We start from the raw sequence: 13,540 nt of genomic DNA, 5'->3' as shown, positions 1-13,540 counted from the left end.
ACCCCCAGGCAAGCTACGGATTCGCCAGGACGCCCAGGTCCGAAGACACGACGGGGCCGGACGTCATGCCACCGCAGCGGGAAGCGCCATCCCCGGTCGTGGGGTTGAACTCGTTCAAGAAGACGACCCGCAGCGAGTAGCCCGGGGCCGCGCCGAAGACGCCGCGAAGCCGCTGCGCATCCGTCACCGTGTCATTCACCCCGAAGCGCACCGCCGCGTTGCCGAACGTGTTGTGCGCCTTGAACGTGCAGCCCGGCGAGTACTGGTACGTCGACGTGGAGAGCACCGTCGGCCACGTGCGCGCCAGCAAGCGGGCGATGGGCTGGCCATACCAGACGGGGTTGGACGCACGGCTCAACGTCTGCGGGTTCGGCCACGTGGTGGAGCCGTAGCGCGGAACACCGCTCGGGCCCGAGTAGAGCGTCGTCTGGGGCGTCACTCCGGCGACGTAGTCATTCACACCCAGGCCACTCGCGAGCAGCGTCAGGTTCTCCCCCGAGGGGAAGAGCGTCGCGCTCCGGGTCATGTCGAACGCGTCATACGGGACGTTGATCTTGATGGAGGGCGCCGGCAGCCTGAGGTTGACGAGCAGCTCGTTGGTGCGCGTCGTCGAGCCAGCGAGGAACAGCCTCACGGAGCCCGTCTCCGGCAGCGACTCGATGATGGAGTTCTCGATGGTGGAAGACATGCTGCCCGCCGCCTCGCTCTCGATGATGTCGTAGATGAGGTTGGGGATGAGGCCGAGGATGGGAACGACCTGCACCGCGCTGCAGAGGGCCGGCCAATCGAGGCTCGCCTGGGGCGCCGTCACCCAATCCACCGAGATGCCCGTGAAGTCCGCCTTCAGCTTGAACGTGCCGTAGGCGCGAATCGTCGGGTCGCACCAGTTGTTGATGTCCGTCTTGAACTTGAACGAGAAGCCCACGCCATTCGAGGTGACGGAGAGCTGGAGGCTGCTCGGGTCGTAGTCGTAGATGCGGCGCATGGAGCCGTCCGTCGACGTGATGACGGTCGAGTTCGTCTCGCGATTGAACTTCTCATAGAGCGCCTTGCCGAACATGTTCCACAGCTCGGTCCGAGAGAACCCCATGGGCGCGGACGCGGAGCTCGCCTCGACGGTATCCACCTGCACCATCGGAAAGCTGTACGTGGCGACGCCGCTGCCGAAGGTGCGCCCCACGGTGATGGTCACCTGGTTCGTGGAGCCATCTCCCAGATAGGGGAAGAAGATCCACAGGTTGTAGCCATAACGACCGGGGTCCGCGGGCTGGTACGAGGCATCCGTGGCGGAATACCAATAGCCATCCGTATACGTCGGCGTCACGACGCGCGTGCCGACCTTCACCTCCTTGATGTACGTACACCGGTCGGTGATGAGTTCGAAGCGCAGGCCATTGGCGGAGACGTATTCGATGCCGCCACGGCGGAGGCGGCCACTCTCCGGATTCCAGTTCGCGGGGGCACCGCCGCCCATGTTGAGGGCCGGGGGACTCATCAGCGTGTTGCTGAAGATCTGAGGCGTGGTGCCCGCGTTGCCGCACGCATTCTGGATCGTCCACCCGCCCCGGGTGGCCGCGTCCGTTCGCGCGGAGAGCGTCTCGGCTTCGGGCTCGGGGAGTCCCTCCTGACCACAACCCAAGACGAGCGACAGGAGCAGCAAAGCAGGGAGACGGCGCAACGAACGCATGGAGAGCCTCGAGTGGAGTGGGTGTTCCCTGGCGCCGAGCGCGGACACGGGCCAACGGTCAAAGACGGTCGCAGCGTATCTACACTTCCGCCCGCAGCGAGGCTTCCGCCCAGGCGCCAGATGCTTCCGCGGCCACGCCAACCAACTCATCCCCACATGCGGGCCTACACGCTCCCCGCAGCAATCCAAGACCCGCCCCGTGAATTCAACAAACCCTCCACGCGAGACCCGCAATCACAACCAGACGACCCCGCAACAAAGACAGTCCAAAACCCCAAGACAAGCAACTGGCCGCGCCGGAGCCCCCTGATTACCATCCCAAAGCCACACCTCACCCATAGGAGTGTCCAACATGTCTCTGGCTTCCCCCAGCGCGACACCCCAGTTGCGCCGTTACATCGCCGCGTTCAAGGAGCGCGGCAATCACATCAAGTCCAGCAAGTACCTCAACGCGCTGACCTCGGGCGACTTCGCGCGCGAGGACTTCGTGGAGGCGCAGGTCCACATGCGCACCGCCGTCGCGAACTTCTCGCGACCCATGGCCCTGCTCCTCAGCCGGCTGCCGAACGTCTCCGACAGGCTCCCCCTCCTCGAGAACGTGATCGACGAGCACGGCAACGGAAAGCCCAGCGAGGCCCACGACAACGCCTTCTGCCTGCTCCTGGAGCGCCTTGGCGCGCCGCGCTCCCGGGTGGAGAAGTGTCGCCCCTGGCCGGAGATCCTCGCGTTCAACACGTCCCTGGCGGGCACGGCCTGCTTCGAGTCCGTCCACTTCGCCATGGCGGTCTTCGGGATGATCGAAGACCTGTTCGGCACCATCGCCCTCGTCACGGGTGAGAGCATCGTCAAGCACGGCTGGCTCGCGCGGGACCAGATGGTCCACTACCCGCTCCACTCCACGCTCGACGACAAGCATGCCGATGACTTCTATCGCTTCCTCGACGGCCCCTATGAATCGGACCCGAAGCTGGCGAGGGACATCGAGCAAGGGCTGGCGCTCGGCGCCCACCTCATCATGAACCTCTTCGACGACCTCTACCGGGCAAGACACCGCCGCGCGAACTGACGTGGGTACACCCCACGGGCGAGAGGAGCACCCTGGCGGTGCTCCTCCCTCGCACGCTCCATCACTACGCCGCCGCCGCGCGCGCCTGCTCCACCGCGGGCAGGAGCACTGACTTCGCCCACTGGGCCAGCGTCGTGGCCGTGGTGGTCTCCGCGCTGCGCGGCTCCGCCGGGTCCATGCGCCCCTCGCCCACGGCCTGGTACATCTCCGCCAAGAGCCCCACCAGGAAGTCGGGCAGGCCGTACCCCGCCATCGCCTTGCGGAAGTCCTCGATGGAGATCTGCACTGCGCTCACCGGCCTGCCGGACACCTCCGTGAGGATGCGCGCCACGTCCGCATACGACAGGTGCGCGGGGCCGTGCACGCCAATGATGCGCGCGCCCTTCCAGCCCGCGTCCAGCAGCACGTCCGCCGCCTTGCGCGCGATGTCCGCCACCGCCACCATGGGCAGCGCGCGCGTCAGGGAGATGGGAACGAACAACGAGCCCGCGCTCGCCAGCGTCTGCACCGACTGCAGCAGGTTCTCCATGAAGTAGCCCGGGCGCAGGATGGTGACATCCGCGACGGCGGCCTTGAACGCCTCCTCCACCGCCAGGAGCGCGCCCACCGGGCCCGTGCCCCGGCCCGTCTGCGCGCCGATGCTCGACAACACCACGACCCGCTTCACGCCGTGCTGCCTCGCCTTGCCCGCCGCCACCCGCGCCGTCGCCTCCGCCCAGTCGAGGAAGTCCGGCCGCGTCGCCGGGGGCGTCAGCCAGAACAGGGCGCTCGCTCCCGTGAGCGCCTTGTCCAGCACCGCCGCGTCATCCGTGGAGCCCTCCACCACCTTCGCGCCGCGCTTCACCAGCTCCTCCACCTTGCGCGCGTCCCGGCTGATGAGCGTGAGCTGCTCTCCCGCGTCGAGCAGCGCGTGCGCGAGGGGACGGCCAATGTTTCCGTTCGGGGTGTTGATGACGATGCTCATGGGCGGCTCCAGTGACTTCGAGGTGGGCGAAAGATGCGCCCGGCCACACCATGAGGCGACCGCATGTTACTCATGTGCCCATGAGCGCCATGCATACCGCCCGCCGCAAGGCCCGCGCCCCCAGACGGCCCCGTGCCCCCCGCGCCCCCGCGCCGAGCCCGCCCGCGAAGGCCGACCTGGACCTGGCGAACATCAACCTCAACCTCGCGGTGGCGCTCGACGCGCTGCTCACCGAGGGCAACGTCACCCGCGCCGCGGCCCGCGTGGGCATCACCCAGTCCGCCATGAGCCACGCGCTCAGGCAGCTGCGTGAGCTGCTCGGGGACGCGCTCCTCATCCGGGGACGTGGCGGCATGGTGCGCACGCCTCGCGCCGAGCAGCTCGCCGCGCCCCTGCACCGGGGCCTGCTCGAGGTCCAACGCGCCCTGCGCAACGAGTCCGTCTTCGCCCCCCAGGCCTCCTCGCGGCGCTTCATCCTCGCCACGACGGACTACTTCGCCTCCGCCCTGCTCCCGTCCCTGCTGGAGCTGATGGACACCGAGGCCCCCCAGGTGGACCTGGTGGTGCGCCCGCTCGTCATCCCCCAAATCGAAGCCCAGCTGGAGAGCGGCGAGCTGGACCTGGTCGTCGGCGCCTATCCGGAGCCGTCCCCCGTCCTGCGCCAGCAGAAGCTCTTTACGGAGCACTTCGTGTGCGTCGTGCGCCGCGACAACTCCGTGGTGAAGCAACGGTTGGACCTGGAAACATTCCTGCGGCTGCCGCACGTGTTGATGAGCCCGCGCGGCGAAGGTGTCGGCTCGGTGGACATCGCGCTGGAGAAGCTGGGTCGCACGCGACGCATCGGCGTGCGGCTGCCGTACTTCCTCACCGCGGCGCTGGCGGTGACGCGCACCAACCACGTGCTCACCGCCCCTCGCCGGCTCGCCGAGCTGTTCGTCGAGCCAGGCAACCTCCGCATCCTCCCTCCCCCCGTGGAGCTCGCCCCGTTCGACGTCCTCCAGGTCTGGCACGAGCGTTTTGACGACGACCCGGCCCACCGCTGGCTCCGGGGGATGATGCTCCGCGCCGCCGCCGCACCGCGTAGCAGCCGCTAACCCCTGGACTCTCCACGACTTTTTCTCGGCGAGCAGTCGTGCTGTCGCTCGCCGACAGGGGCACTGAACGCCGATTCACCTGTGGGCGAGCATGCGACGGGCCGACCGGTGTAGGGTGCGACCCTATGACTTCTTCCGAGAAGCTGATTTTCACGCAAACCGTGGAAGCGCTCTTCCTTCGCGCTCTCGAGAACCGGCTCACGCCCGCGTGCCGCGAGCACCTGCGTCGTGCGGGGCTGGACCTCGAGCAGAAGCTGGAGCGGACCTACACGCTGGAGCAATGGAAGGAGTTCCTTCGCATCGCCGCGGGTCACGTCTACGGCGGAGTTCCCGCCGAGGCCGCGTACTACTCGCTGGGCGAGCGCTTCATGGACGCCTACTTCGGGACCTTCTTCGGTCGCGCGCTCTTGGGCGTCGTCCGGCTCGCCGGCCCCCGGAGGATGCTGCTGCGGGCGGGGATGGGCTTTCGCGCCGGCAACAACTTCAGTGTGGTCGAAATCGTCGAGCGCAGCCCCACTTTCCTGGAGCTGCGGATGAACGACGTGCTGGCGGACCTGCCCACGTTCTCCGCGGGGCTGCTGGCGCGGGCGGTGGAGCTGTGTGGCGGCTTCCGCGTGGTGGTGCTGCCGGAGGAGTTCGACGGCACGGCGTCGACGTTCCACATCCGCTGGGCGGAGGTGACGGCGGAGGCGGCCATGCCTCCTCCCGAGGATGGGTCGGCGGGCGCGTCGCGTCCTCGCGCCTGAGGTCCCCCGAGTCCCGCGAGCCCCCCTGCCGCAATCCGCCAGGGTGGCTCGCGGAACGCCATGCTCGCGCAGCTTGCGAGCGGGCGCGACGGAGGTCCCGGGGGCACGCGCTCCCGAGTGAGGCCTCGCCGCCCTCCCCCGCGTCCCCACGCTGGCATCCGCGCTGCAGTCGCTGAGTCCCGAAGTGGAGGACTCATGGACGGCAATGGCGGTGATGTGGTGGGGAAGCTCGAGCGCGGCGCGCTCTGGGGTTGGGGCCTGGTGATTCTGGTGGCGGCGGTGCTCGCGGGGGCTGGGGTGTGGCACGGCCTGCTGCATGGCGCACCGGACACGCCCGCCGCGCCGCCGCCCGTCGCCCAGGCGCCCAGGTCGTTGGACCGGGGCCCGGACGCGCCGCTGCCTCCCGCGACGGAGCTCGACGCGCTGCTGCGCTCGCGGCTGGCGGGGGCCTCGTCCCAGCGCGAGTTCGGGGTGTGGCTGCGCGAGGCGGACCTGCTGCGCCGCTTCGTCGCCGTGGTGTCGAACATGGCCAGCGGCGAGAGCCCCCGCGCGGTGGTGGGCTTCCTGGCCCCGTCCGGCGACTTCCAGGTCCGCACGCACGAGGGTCGCACACACATCGCGAAGCGGACGTACGGCCGCCATGACGCGGTGGGCCGGGTGGTGGGCAGCCTGGACTCGACGCTGCTGGTGGACACGTACCGCGAGGTGCGGCGGCTGGCCGAGCGCCTCCACCAGGAGAGCGCGCCGCCGGGCAGCTCCTTCGAGGCCACGCTCCAGCGCGCCTTCGAGGCGGTGCTCGCGGTGCCGGTGCTCGACGGTGACGTGGAGGTCCTGGCCCGGGGCGCGCTGTACGTGTACGCGGACCCGGCGCTGGAGGCGCTCACGCCCGCGCAGAAGCACCTGCTGCGGATGGGCCCGGCGAACCTGCGCCTCATCCAGGGCAAGGTCCGCGAGGTGTCGCAGAAGCTCAACCAGCAGGCCTCGAGGCCCTGAGTCCTCCGTTGCCGCCCGAGCCGGGCACCGACACGACGTCCGGGCCCCCGGAGCAGGGGCGGCCCGGCGGGCAACATCCCCCTCTTCCGCGCGGGATGTTGCTATCTGCCCCCATGCGCCTCTCCCTCCTGCCCGTCCTGTTGCTGTGCACGGCGCTCACCGGCGTCATCGGCGGAGCCGTGTATTTCATCCAGCGGGACAGGCAGGCGCTGGTGGACCAGTTCGCCCGGGAGCGTCAGGCGCAGCTGCGCGAGGCCGCGCGCGGGGTGTCCGAGGCCCTGGAGGACGTGGGTGAGGACCTGCGCTTCACCGCCGAGCTGCTCTCCCAGCCGGGCTCGCCCGAGGAGCACCGCCGGGAGCTGCGCGCGCTGCTGGAGGCCGTGGGCCAGTACAAGGCCATCGTCGTCTTCGGCCCCGAGGGTGACGAGCGCCTGCGCCTGCTGGACCGGCGCACCGGCGAGTCCATCGCCCGGCAGTACCCCGCCCAGGCGCTGACCCTCACGGCGAAGAGCGCGCTCGAGGGACCCGCGGGCCACATCGCGTCCTCGCCGCCGTTGAGCGGGGATGTGTCCGGGTGGCTCAGGGCCTTCGCCACCGCGCTGCCGGAGGACTCGCCGGGGGGTGGCGGCGCGGTGGTGGTGCTGGTGGACGCCGAGCCCCTCTTCGCGCCGCTCAAGCTGCTCACCGCGGAGAGCGACACGAACCTCCTGCTCCTGGGCGCGCACGGCACGCCCACCGCGCTGAGCGCGCCGACGCTGGCGGCCCGCTACCAGCAACCCGGCACCGACACGCCGGGGCTGGCGCTCCTGGCCTCGCGCCTGCGCGAGGGTGAGGCGGGCTCGCTCGTCATCGACCGCGCCGAGGCGATGGTGCTGGGGCTGGGCGACGCGGAGGTGGTGGCGAGCTTCGCCCCGGTGGGCATGAAGAACGGCGCGCTGTGGCCGCTGGCGTCGCTGTCCTCCACGCGGGGGCTGCGCTCGCACGAGCGGAGCCTGGTGCTGCGGCTGTCGTTCGCGGCCTTCCTGTTCTCGTCGTTCCTCATCGCCTTCGGCGTGTACGTGGTGCTGGCGCGAAGCCGCGCGGTGGCGCTCCAGGAGAGCCTGCGGCACGCCAGCCGCTTGGCCCACCTGCACGACAAGACGCAGAAGATCCTCGACCACATCCCCACGGGCGTGCTGGCGCTGTCCACGTCGGGCCGCATCACCTCCGCCAACCAGGCGCTCAGCTCGCGGATGCCGAAGGACGTGGTGGGCTCCACGCTCGCCGCGGCCTTCCCCCAGGCCCACGCGCCCGTCATCCAGCGGCTGGAGGAGCTGGTCAACGCCGCGGGCCAGGACAACCGCGTGCGCAGCCTGCACGCCGAGCCGCTGCGCCTGTTCGAGTCGGAGGGACAGTACAACGTCCACGCGGTGCCGCTGGAGCCGCACCAGCCCGACGTGCGCACGCTGCTGGTGCTGGAGGACCTGAGCAACCTGCGCGCGCTGGAGGGGCAGCTCTTGCGCGCGGAGAAGCTCGCCACCGTGGGCGTGCTCGCGGCGGGCATCGCGCATGAAATCGGCACCCCGCTGGGCGTCATCCGCGGCCGGGCCGAGTACGTGCAGGACAAGCTGGGCCCGGAGCACCCGCAGTCCCCGGGCGTGGGCGCCATCGTCGAGCAGATCGACCGCGTCAGCCGCACCATCCGCCAGCTGCTGGACTTCTCCCGGCTGCAGCCCGCCGAGTCGCGCGCGGTGACGTTGGGGCCGCTCGTCCGCAGCGTGCAGGAGCTCTTGCGCGTCGAGGCGGAGCGGCGCCACGTGGACCTGCGGCTGGACGTGTCCCAGCCCCTGCCCCCGCTGGCGGCGGACGCGGACCAGCTCCAGCAGGTGCTCGTCAACCTGCTGCTCAACGCGTGCGACGCGTGCGAGCCCGGAGGCCAGGTGCGCCTCACCGCGACGCCGGGCGAGGCGGACACGTCCGGCGCCTGGGGGCGCGTGTGCATCACCATCGAGGACGACGGGTGCGGCATCGCCCCCCGGCACCTGCACCAGGTCTTCGACCCATTCTTCACCACCAAGAAGCGCGGCCTGGGCACGGGCCTGGGACTCACCATGGTGGCGCACATCGTGCGCAACCACGGTGGACGCATCGAGCTGGACAGCGCGCCCGGTCAAGGCACGCGAGTGATGCTGCAGTGGCCCGCCGCGGCCCCCGCGCGAGAGGAGCAACATGTCGGTTAGAGCCCGGGTCCTCGTCGTCGACGACCACGTCGAGATGGGGCAGATGCTGCAGGAGCCGCTGGCGGACGCCGGCTACACGGTGGACGTGGCGTCCGGGGGCGCGGAGGCCATCGCCCAGCTGCGCGCCGCCGTGTACGACGCGGTCATCTGCGACCTGCGCATGAAGGACGTGGACGGCTTCGACGTGCTGGAGGCCGCGCGCAAGCTGGACCCGGACCTGCCCGTGCTGATGATGACGGCCTTCGGCGGCGTGGAGAACGCCGTGGAGGCGATGAAGCGCGGCGCGTGGCACTACTTCGCCAAGCCCTTCCGCCTGGACGAGGTGCGGCTGTACGTGGGCCGGGCGCTGGAGCAGCGGCGCATGCGCGCCGAGCACCGCACGCTCAAGCAGCAGGCGGAGGACCGGGGCCGGCTGGGCGCCATGGTGGGCCGAAGCGGCGCGATGCGGGCCCTGTACGCGCTGGTGGAGCGCGTGGCCTGGTCCAGCGCGCCGGTGCTGGTGCGGGGTGAGAGCGGCAGCGGCAAGGAGCTGGTGGCCAGGGCGCTGCACTTCGAGGGCACCCGCCGCGCGGGCCCCTTCGTCGCCGTCAACTGCACCGCCCTGCCCCACGCCCTGCTGGAGAGCGAGCTGTTCGGACACGTGAAGGGCGCCTTCTCAGGCGCGACGAGCGCGCGGCGGGGGCTCTTCGTGGAGGCGGACGGCGGGACGCTGTTCCTGGATGAAATCGGGGACATGGCGCCGGAGCTCCAGGCGCGGCTGTTGCGCGTGCTGGCGGACGGCGAGGTGCGGGCGGTGGGCGCGGACGGCTCGCGCACGGTGGACGTGCGGGTGGTGGCCGCGACGCACCAGGACCTGGAGGCCCGGGTGAAGGAGGGCCGCTTCCGCGCGGACCTGTTCTACCGGCTCAACGTGGTGACGCTGCGGGCTCCGCCGCTGCGGGAGCGACCCGAGGACATCCCCGCCCTGGCCGAGCACTTCCTGGAGCAGGCCCGGGCGCGAAACCCGCGCTCGCCCGTGGAGCGCTTCGCCCAGGAGTCCCTCGCGGCGCTGTGCTCGCTGCGCTGGCCGGGCAACGTGCGCGAGCTGGAGAACCTGGTGGAGCGGCTGGTGGTGCTGGGGACCCGGGACGTGGTGGACCTGGAGCAGCTGCGGCCGCACCTGGCGGAGGGGGGTCCGGAGCCCCACCCGCTCCTGGAGGCCCAACGCGAGGTCATCCCCTTGCGCAAACTGGAGAGCGAGTACATCTCTTGGGCCGTCGCGCGCTGTGGCGGGAACAAGACACGGGCGGCGGAGCTGCTCGGAATCGACGTCTCCACGATTCACCGGCGCGAGCGTTCGGAGGGCAAATAGCCATGGGCGGCTTGGCGTTTCGCAACACCGGCTGAGCGTCGCCGGGGACGTCCCGAGTGAGGACACCCCGGCACGGCGCATGCTCAGCACGAGGCCATGCGCCCCTTCCTCTCGCTTCTCGTCGTCGTCCTCGGTCTGGTGGGTTGTGCCGCGAAGCAGCCCATCTCCACGGTCTCCACCGACTCCCAGCCCCCCCATGCTCCGGTGGCCACGCGTCCGGAGCCGGAGCGTCCCTCAGCGATGACCCCGAATCCCGACACGGACCTGCACCCCATCCGCCTGGAGCCCGTCTACTTCGAGCTCGACTCGACGACGCTGCGCCCGGAGTTCCGCGACACGCTGACGCAGCTGGCGGACGACCTTCGCCAGCGGCCGCAGGCGAAGGTGAGCATCACCGGGCACACGTGCGAGCTGGGGACCACGGAGTACAACCTGGCGCTCGGTCAGCGTCGGGCCTCGGTGGTGCGCGACTACCTGCGCCGGCTGGGGGTGGAGCCGTCGCGGCTGTCCACCCTGTCCTACGGCGAGGAGCGGCCACTCTCCACCTCCGAGCTGGAGAAGAACCGCCGCGCGGAGCTCCAGCTCTCCGGCGGCTACCTGAACTGACGCGGGGCGCCCCGTCGTGACGCGGGCGTGACGGGCCGGGGGCTGGAAACGACGACGTCCGCCACGGGCAGCGGATGCCTGGGCGGACGTCCTCGAGACTCGTGCTGGGTTTTCGTGGGGCGGGTCAGTCCAGGCCGCGCAGCAGCTTCGACTGGGCGAAGGCGGCGAGCTGCTGGGTGTTGAACTTGCCCTGCGCGATGTCGCCCACCGCGGTGGCCGCCGAGCGGACCGTGTCGACGGTGTCCGCGAGCTTGCCCACGTTGGAGGCGCCGTTGAACAGGCTGCTGACGCCGGCCAGGGGGCCACCGGCCACCATGGACAGGCCGTTGTCGATGAACTTGTCCGCGAAGGGCTTGGCCAGCTGGCCCAGGCCGAACGGGAGGTTGTCGAGCGCCTTGCCGACGATGTCCTTGAGGGGGCCGGAGATGGCGCTGAGCGCCTTGTCCAGCAGGCCCGAGACGGAGCTGAGCGCCTCGGAGACCTTGCCCACCACATCGCTGAGGCCCTTGGCCAGGCCGCTCAGGCCCTGCGCGAGGCCACCCAGGCCGCTCAGGCCCTTGGACAGCCCACCGAGCGCCTTGCCCAGGCCGCCCAGCGCGTTGCTGATGCTGTTGGCCGCCTTGCTCGCCGCGTCCGCCGCCTTGCTCGCGGCGTTGCTGGCGCTGTTCGCACCGTTCGTGCCGTTGCTACCACCTGCGCCACTGGAGCCGCCGACAGACATGGGATTTCCTCGGTAGAAATGATTATCCCCATTATCGGAGGAGCACGGAGGAAGTTGCCTCCAAGGTAGGTTCAGAGGCGATCAGGCCCCCGGGGGACGTGCTTGAGGAGGGCCTTGCGGGTCTCCTCGTCGACCTCGACCTGGGACTGGTTCTCGTCGCCGCGGAGGGAGGGCTTGCCCGCACCGGGGGCGGGCTTGGACTCGAAGCCGCTGTAGTAGGCCGGCGGAGGCCCCAGCCCCAGTTCCCCCCGGGCGGCGCCCAGGAAGAACTCGCCGACCTCCTCGATGCTGGCGGGCTCGTAACCGGACTGCTTGAGGATTTCGTCGGGGACGACCTGGAGGACGGGCTCCTTCTCCGGGTGCTGGGCGTAGTCGAGGACGAGCTCGACGTAGGCGGCCAGCTCCATGCCCACGGACTTCGCGATGCGCTGGGTGTCGGGGTCCGCGAGCAGCTCGGCGCGGACGTTCTCCACGGGACGCTTGAGGCGGGGCTTGGACTCGGACATGGAATCACTCCAGGCAACGCGGGTGACTCCCGAGGTTAGACGGACCTCGGAGCAAGCTCCAGCCTGTCTGAAATTCCAGCGATTACGACGTCACGGGACGGGGCATGGCCAGGTGGAGGAGCGGATAGGGCCGGCCCTCGCCGTCGGTGGGGCTGCGGCCCGTCTGGACGAAGCCGCAGTGGAGGTAGAAGCCCACGGCGCGGGGGTTCTGCTCGTTGACGTCGACGGTGAGCGGTCCGCGCGTGGAGACGTGGGCGAGGAGTCGTCGTCCCAGTCCGCCGCCCATGACCTGGGGGTCGACGAACAGCATCTCCACGTGGTGTCCGCTCATGCCGATGAAGGCCACGGGCCGCGTGTCCTCACAGGCGACGTGCACCTCGACGGCGGGGAGATAGACGGGCCCGAGCTTGCGGTGGATGTCCTCGAAGTCCGCGTCGCTCAGGAAGTCGTGCGTCTTGCGGACCGCGCGGCTCCAGATGTCCACGAGCGCGTCGGTGTCGGAGGGCTGGAAGGGGCGGATGGTCATGGCTCGCGGGGGGACGCGACTCGCCCGGCCTCCTGACATTCAGGGCTGGACGTCGTAGACCTTGCGCACCCGCCCCCCACCCCGCTCCAGTTCGACCTCCAGGCGCCGCTGGCTCTTGAGCAGCATGTACGTCTCCATGGCCTTCTCCAGCGAGTCGAGCTGCATGCCATTGATGCGCTGGAGGACGTCCCCGTTCTGGAGGCCGAGCTTCTCGTAGAGCGAGCCCTTCCGGATGGAGAGGACCTTGAAGCCTTGCGCCTTCCCGTCCTTGAACGCCGGCACCATCCGCGCGTCCGACAGCGTCGAGCCTCCCGTCCAGAGGTCGAGCTCCAGATACCGCCCAGGGACTTCGTAGGTGTGCTCGCCCACGCGCCGGATGTCCGCGGCTCCGGTCGAGGGCGGACGCGGCATCGGCGAAGCGGCACCCGAGGGGCCTCCCCGGTCGATGACCTCGCGTCGCCCCTGGACCGTGACGATGACGCGCTCACGCTCGATGGCGACGACCTCCGAGTCCTGGAGCACATCGCCCACGCGCAGGCTGCGCACCCGCCGACTCTCCAGGTCCTCCACCGACGCGAGCGACCAGTGCGCCTCGCGTGACATCAACGTCCCCACCAGCCTCGCGCGCCGTGCGCCAGGCGGCGGGCCTGCATCTCCCCCGGGGACACCGGGCGTCGGCAGGGCCACTCCCAGCAGCCTCGACAGCGTGTCCTCACTCAGCGGTGCGCGTGCCGCCCCTGGAGTAACCCGGATGGGGCGAGCGCTCGACGCCTCCCAGCCAGGAACAGGCGCGCTGAGATGAAACTCGGTGAACACGTGGACGATGCGCGACAGCAGGAACGCGACCGCGAGGATGAATGCGCCATGCAACCACCACGAGTGCCGCTCCAACCAATGTCTCATCGGGCCCGACCTCCTCCCCTCCAGGGATGAAGCAGGGACTGAGCAAGCACGGGGCCAGGGGCCTCCGCCGCCTGGACTTCAGACTCGACTTTCGCCCTTTTGGGGTGGGATGCCCAAGCAGGGGGCCGAGAGGAGAGAGGGCTGAGGGTTGGTAAAGA

13 protein-coding genes are annotated in these 13,540 nt (G+C 70.2%); 7 read left to right on the top strand and 6 right to left on the bottom strand.

Features of this window, described 5'->3' with window-relative positions:
• Positions 1 to 13 precede the first annotated feature (13 nt).
• On the bottom strand, positions 14 to 1,687 hold the full coding sequence (locus K8640_RS38235; RefSeq protein ID WP_223751605.1) for a hypothetical protein: 1,674 nt from the start codon (positions 1,685 to 1,687) through the stop codon (positions 14 to 16).
• 352 nt (positions 1,688 to 2,039) lie between these two features.
• Between K8640_RS38235 and K8640_RS38230 the strand changes: the two genes are divergently transcribed.
• Positions 2,040 to 2,753, top strand: coding sequence for a TenA family transcriptional regulator (locus tag K8640_RS38230; RefSeq protein ID WP_223751604.1), 714 nt, complete (start codon positions 2,040 to 2,042; stop codon positions 2,751 to 2,753).
• Positions 2,754 to 2,817: 64 nt separating this feature from the next.
• Here K8640_RS38230 and K8640_RS38225 read toward each other — a convergent pair whose 3' ends face one another.
• A complete protein-coding gene (locus K8640_RS38225; protein ID WP_223751603.1) occupies positions 2,818 to 3,717 on the bottom strand; it encodes an NAD(P)H-binding protein in 900 nt (299 codons plus the stop codon).
• An 80-nt stretch (positions 3,718 to 3,797) separates the two neighbouring features.
• Between K8640_RS38225 and K8640_RS38220 the strand changes: the two genes are divergently transcribed.
• From K8640_RS38220 to K8640_RS38195, 6 genes are all read left to right on the top strand, one after another.
• Positions 3,798 to 4,811 (top strand): LysR family transcriptional regulator, encoded by a 1,014-nt coding sequence (locus K8640_RS38220; RefSeq protein ID WP_223751602.1) that lies wholly within the window; start codon positions 3,798 to 3,800, stop codon positions 4,809 to 4,811.
• Positions 4,812 to 4,936: 125 nt separating this feature from the next.
• Positions 4,937 to 5,557: a DUF2378 family protein gene (locus tag K8640_RS38215; protein WP_046714688.1), complete on the top strand. Its 621-nt coding sequence runs from the start codon at positions 4,937 to 4,939 to the stop codon at positions 5,555 to 5,557.
• Positions 5,558 to 5,752: 195 nt separating this feature from the next.
• Entirely contained in the window at positions 5,753 to 6,550 is a 798-nt protein-coding gene (locus tag K8640_RS38210) for a DUF3014 domain-containing protein (protein ID WP_223751601.1), read from the top strand.
• Positions 6,551 to 6,663: 113 nt separating this feature from the next.
• Positions 6,664 to 8,769 (top strand): nitrogen regulation protein NR(II), encoded by a 2,106-nt coding sequence (locus K8640_RS38205; protein ID WP_223751600.1) that lies wholly within the window; start codon positions 6,664 to 6,666, stop codon positions 8,767 to 8,769.
• Complete coding sequence (locus K8640_RS38200) at positions 8,759 to 10,120, top strand: sigma-54 dependent transcriptional regulator (protein WP_223751599.1); 1,362 nt, start codon at positions 8,759 to 8,761, stop codon at positions 10,118 to 10,120. The genes K8640_RS38205 and K8640_RS38200 overlap by 11 nt, the downstream gene beginning before the upstream one ends.
• 96 nt (positions 10,121 to 10,216) lie before the next feature.
• A complete protein-coding gene (locus K8640_RS38195; protein ID WP_141332159.1) occupies positions 10,217 to 10,726 on the top strand; it encodes an OmpA family protein in 510 nt (169 codons plus the stop codon).
• A 124-nt stretch (positions 10,727 to 10,850) separates the two neighbouring features.
• Here K8640_RS38195 and K8640_RS38190 read toward each other — a convergent pair whose 3' ends face one another.
• The 4 genes from K8640_RS38190 to gspC form a co-directional block, all read right to left on the bottom strand.
• Entirely contained in the window at positions 10,851 to 11,447 is a 597-nt protein-coding gene (locus K8640_RS38190; protein ID WP_141332160.1) for a hypothetical protein, read from the bottom strand.
• Between the two features lie 71 nt (positions 11,448 to 11,518).
• Positions 11,519 to 11,953 (bottom strand): hypothetical protein, encoded by a 435-nt coding sequence (locus K8640_RS38185; protein WP_046714694.1) that lies wholly within the window; start codon positions 11,951 to 11,953, stop codon positions 11,519 to 11,521.
• 82 nt (positions 11,954 to 12,035) lie between these two features.
• Positions 12,036 to 12,479, bottom strand: a complete 444-nt coding sequence (locus tag K8640_RS38180) for an acetyltransferase (protein WP_223751598.1) — start codon at positions 12,477 to 12,479, stop codon at positions 12,036 to 12,038.
• A 39-nt stretch (positions 12,480 to 12,518) separates the two neighbouring features.
• Positions 12,519 to 13,382: a type II secretion system protein GspC gene (gspC, locus tag K8640_RS38175; RefSeq protein ID WP_223751597.1), complete on the bottom strand. Its 864-nt coding sequence runs from the start codon at positions 13,380 to 13,382 to the stop codon at positions 12,519 to 12,521.
• Positions 13,383 to 13,540 lie beyond the last annotated feature (158 nt).

Source organism: Myxococcus sp. XM-1-1-1, from assembly GCF_020037095.1.
Classification (GTDB): domain Bacteria; phylum Myxococcota; class Myxococcia; order Myxococcales; family Myxococcaceae; genus Myxococcus; species Myxococcus fulvus.
Note: the sequence above shows the minus strand (reverse complement) of the source record. Positions and strands in the feature narration are given on the sequence as shown.

Coding starts and splice junctions, on each gene's coding strand:
- K8640_RS38180 (WP_223751598.1), bottom strand. CDS start 12,479: ATGACCATCCGCCCCTTCCAGCCCTCCGACACCGACGCGCTCGTGGAC.
- K8640_RS38215 (WP_046714688.1), top strand. CDS start 4,937: ATGACTTCTTCCGAGAAGCTGATTTTCACGCAAACCGTGGAAGCGCTC.
- K8640_RS38195 (WP_141332159.1), top strand. CDS start 10,217: ATGCGCCCCTTCCTCTCGCTTCTCGTCGTCGTCCTCGGTCTGGTGGGT.
- K8640_RS38220 (WP_223751602.1), top strand. CDS start 3,798: ATGAGCGCCATGCATACCGCCCGCCGCAAGGCCCGCGCCCCCAGACGG.
- K8640_RS38185 (WP_046714694.1), bottom strand. CDS start 11,953: ATGTCCGAGTCCAAGCCCCGCCTCAAGCGTCCCGTGGAGAACGTCCGC.
- K8640_RS38210 (WP_223751601.1), top strand. CDS start 5,753: ATGGACGGCAATGGCGGTGATGTGGTGGGGAAGCTCGAGCGCGGCGCG.
- K8640_RS38225 (WP_223751603.1), bottom strand. CDS start 3,717: ATGAGCATCGTCATCAACACCCCGAACGGAAACATTGGCCGTCCCCTC.
- K8640_RS38205 (WP_223751600.1), top strand. CDS start 6,664: ATGCGCCTCTCCCTCCTGCCCGTCCTGTTGCTGTGCACGGCGCTCACC.
- K8640_RS38190 (WP_141332160.1), bottom strand. CDS start 11,447: ATGTCTGTCGGCGGCTCCAGTGGCGCAGGTGGTAGCAACGGCACGAAC.
- gspC (WP_223751597.1), bottom strand. CDS start 13,382: ATGAGACATTGGTTGGAGCGGCACTCGTGGTGGTTGCATGGCGCATTC.
- K8640_RS38235 (WP_223751605.1), bottom strand. CDS start 1,687: ATGCGTTCGTTGCGCCGTCTCCCTGCTTTGCTGCTCCTGTCGCTCGTC.
- K8640_RS38230 (WP_223751604.1), top strand. CDS start 2,040: ATGTCTCTGGCTTCCCCCAGCGCGACACCCCAGTTGCGCCGTTACATC.
- K8640_RS38200 (WP_223751599.1), top strand. CDS start 8,759: ATGTCGGTTAGAGCCCGGGTCCTCGTCGTCGACGACCACGTCGAGATG.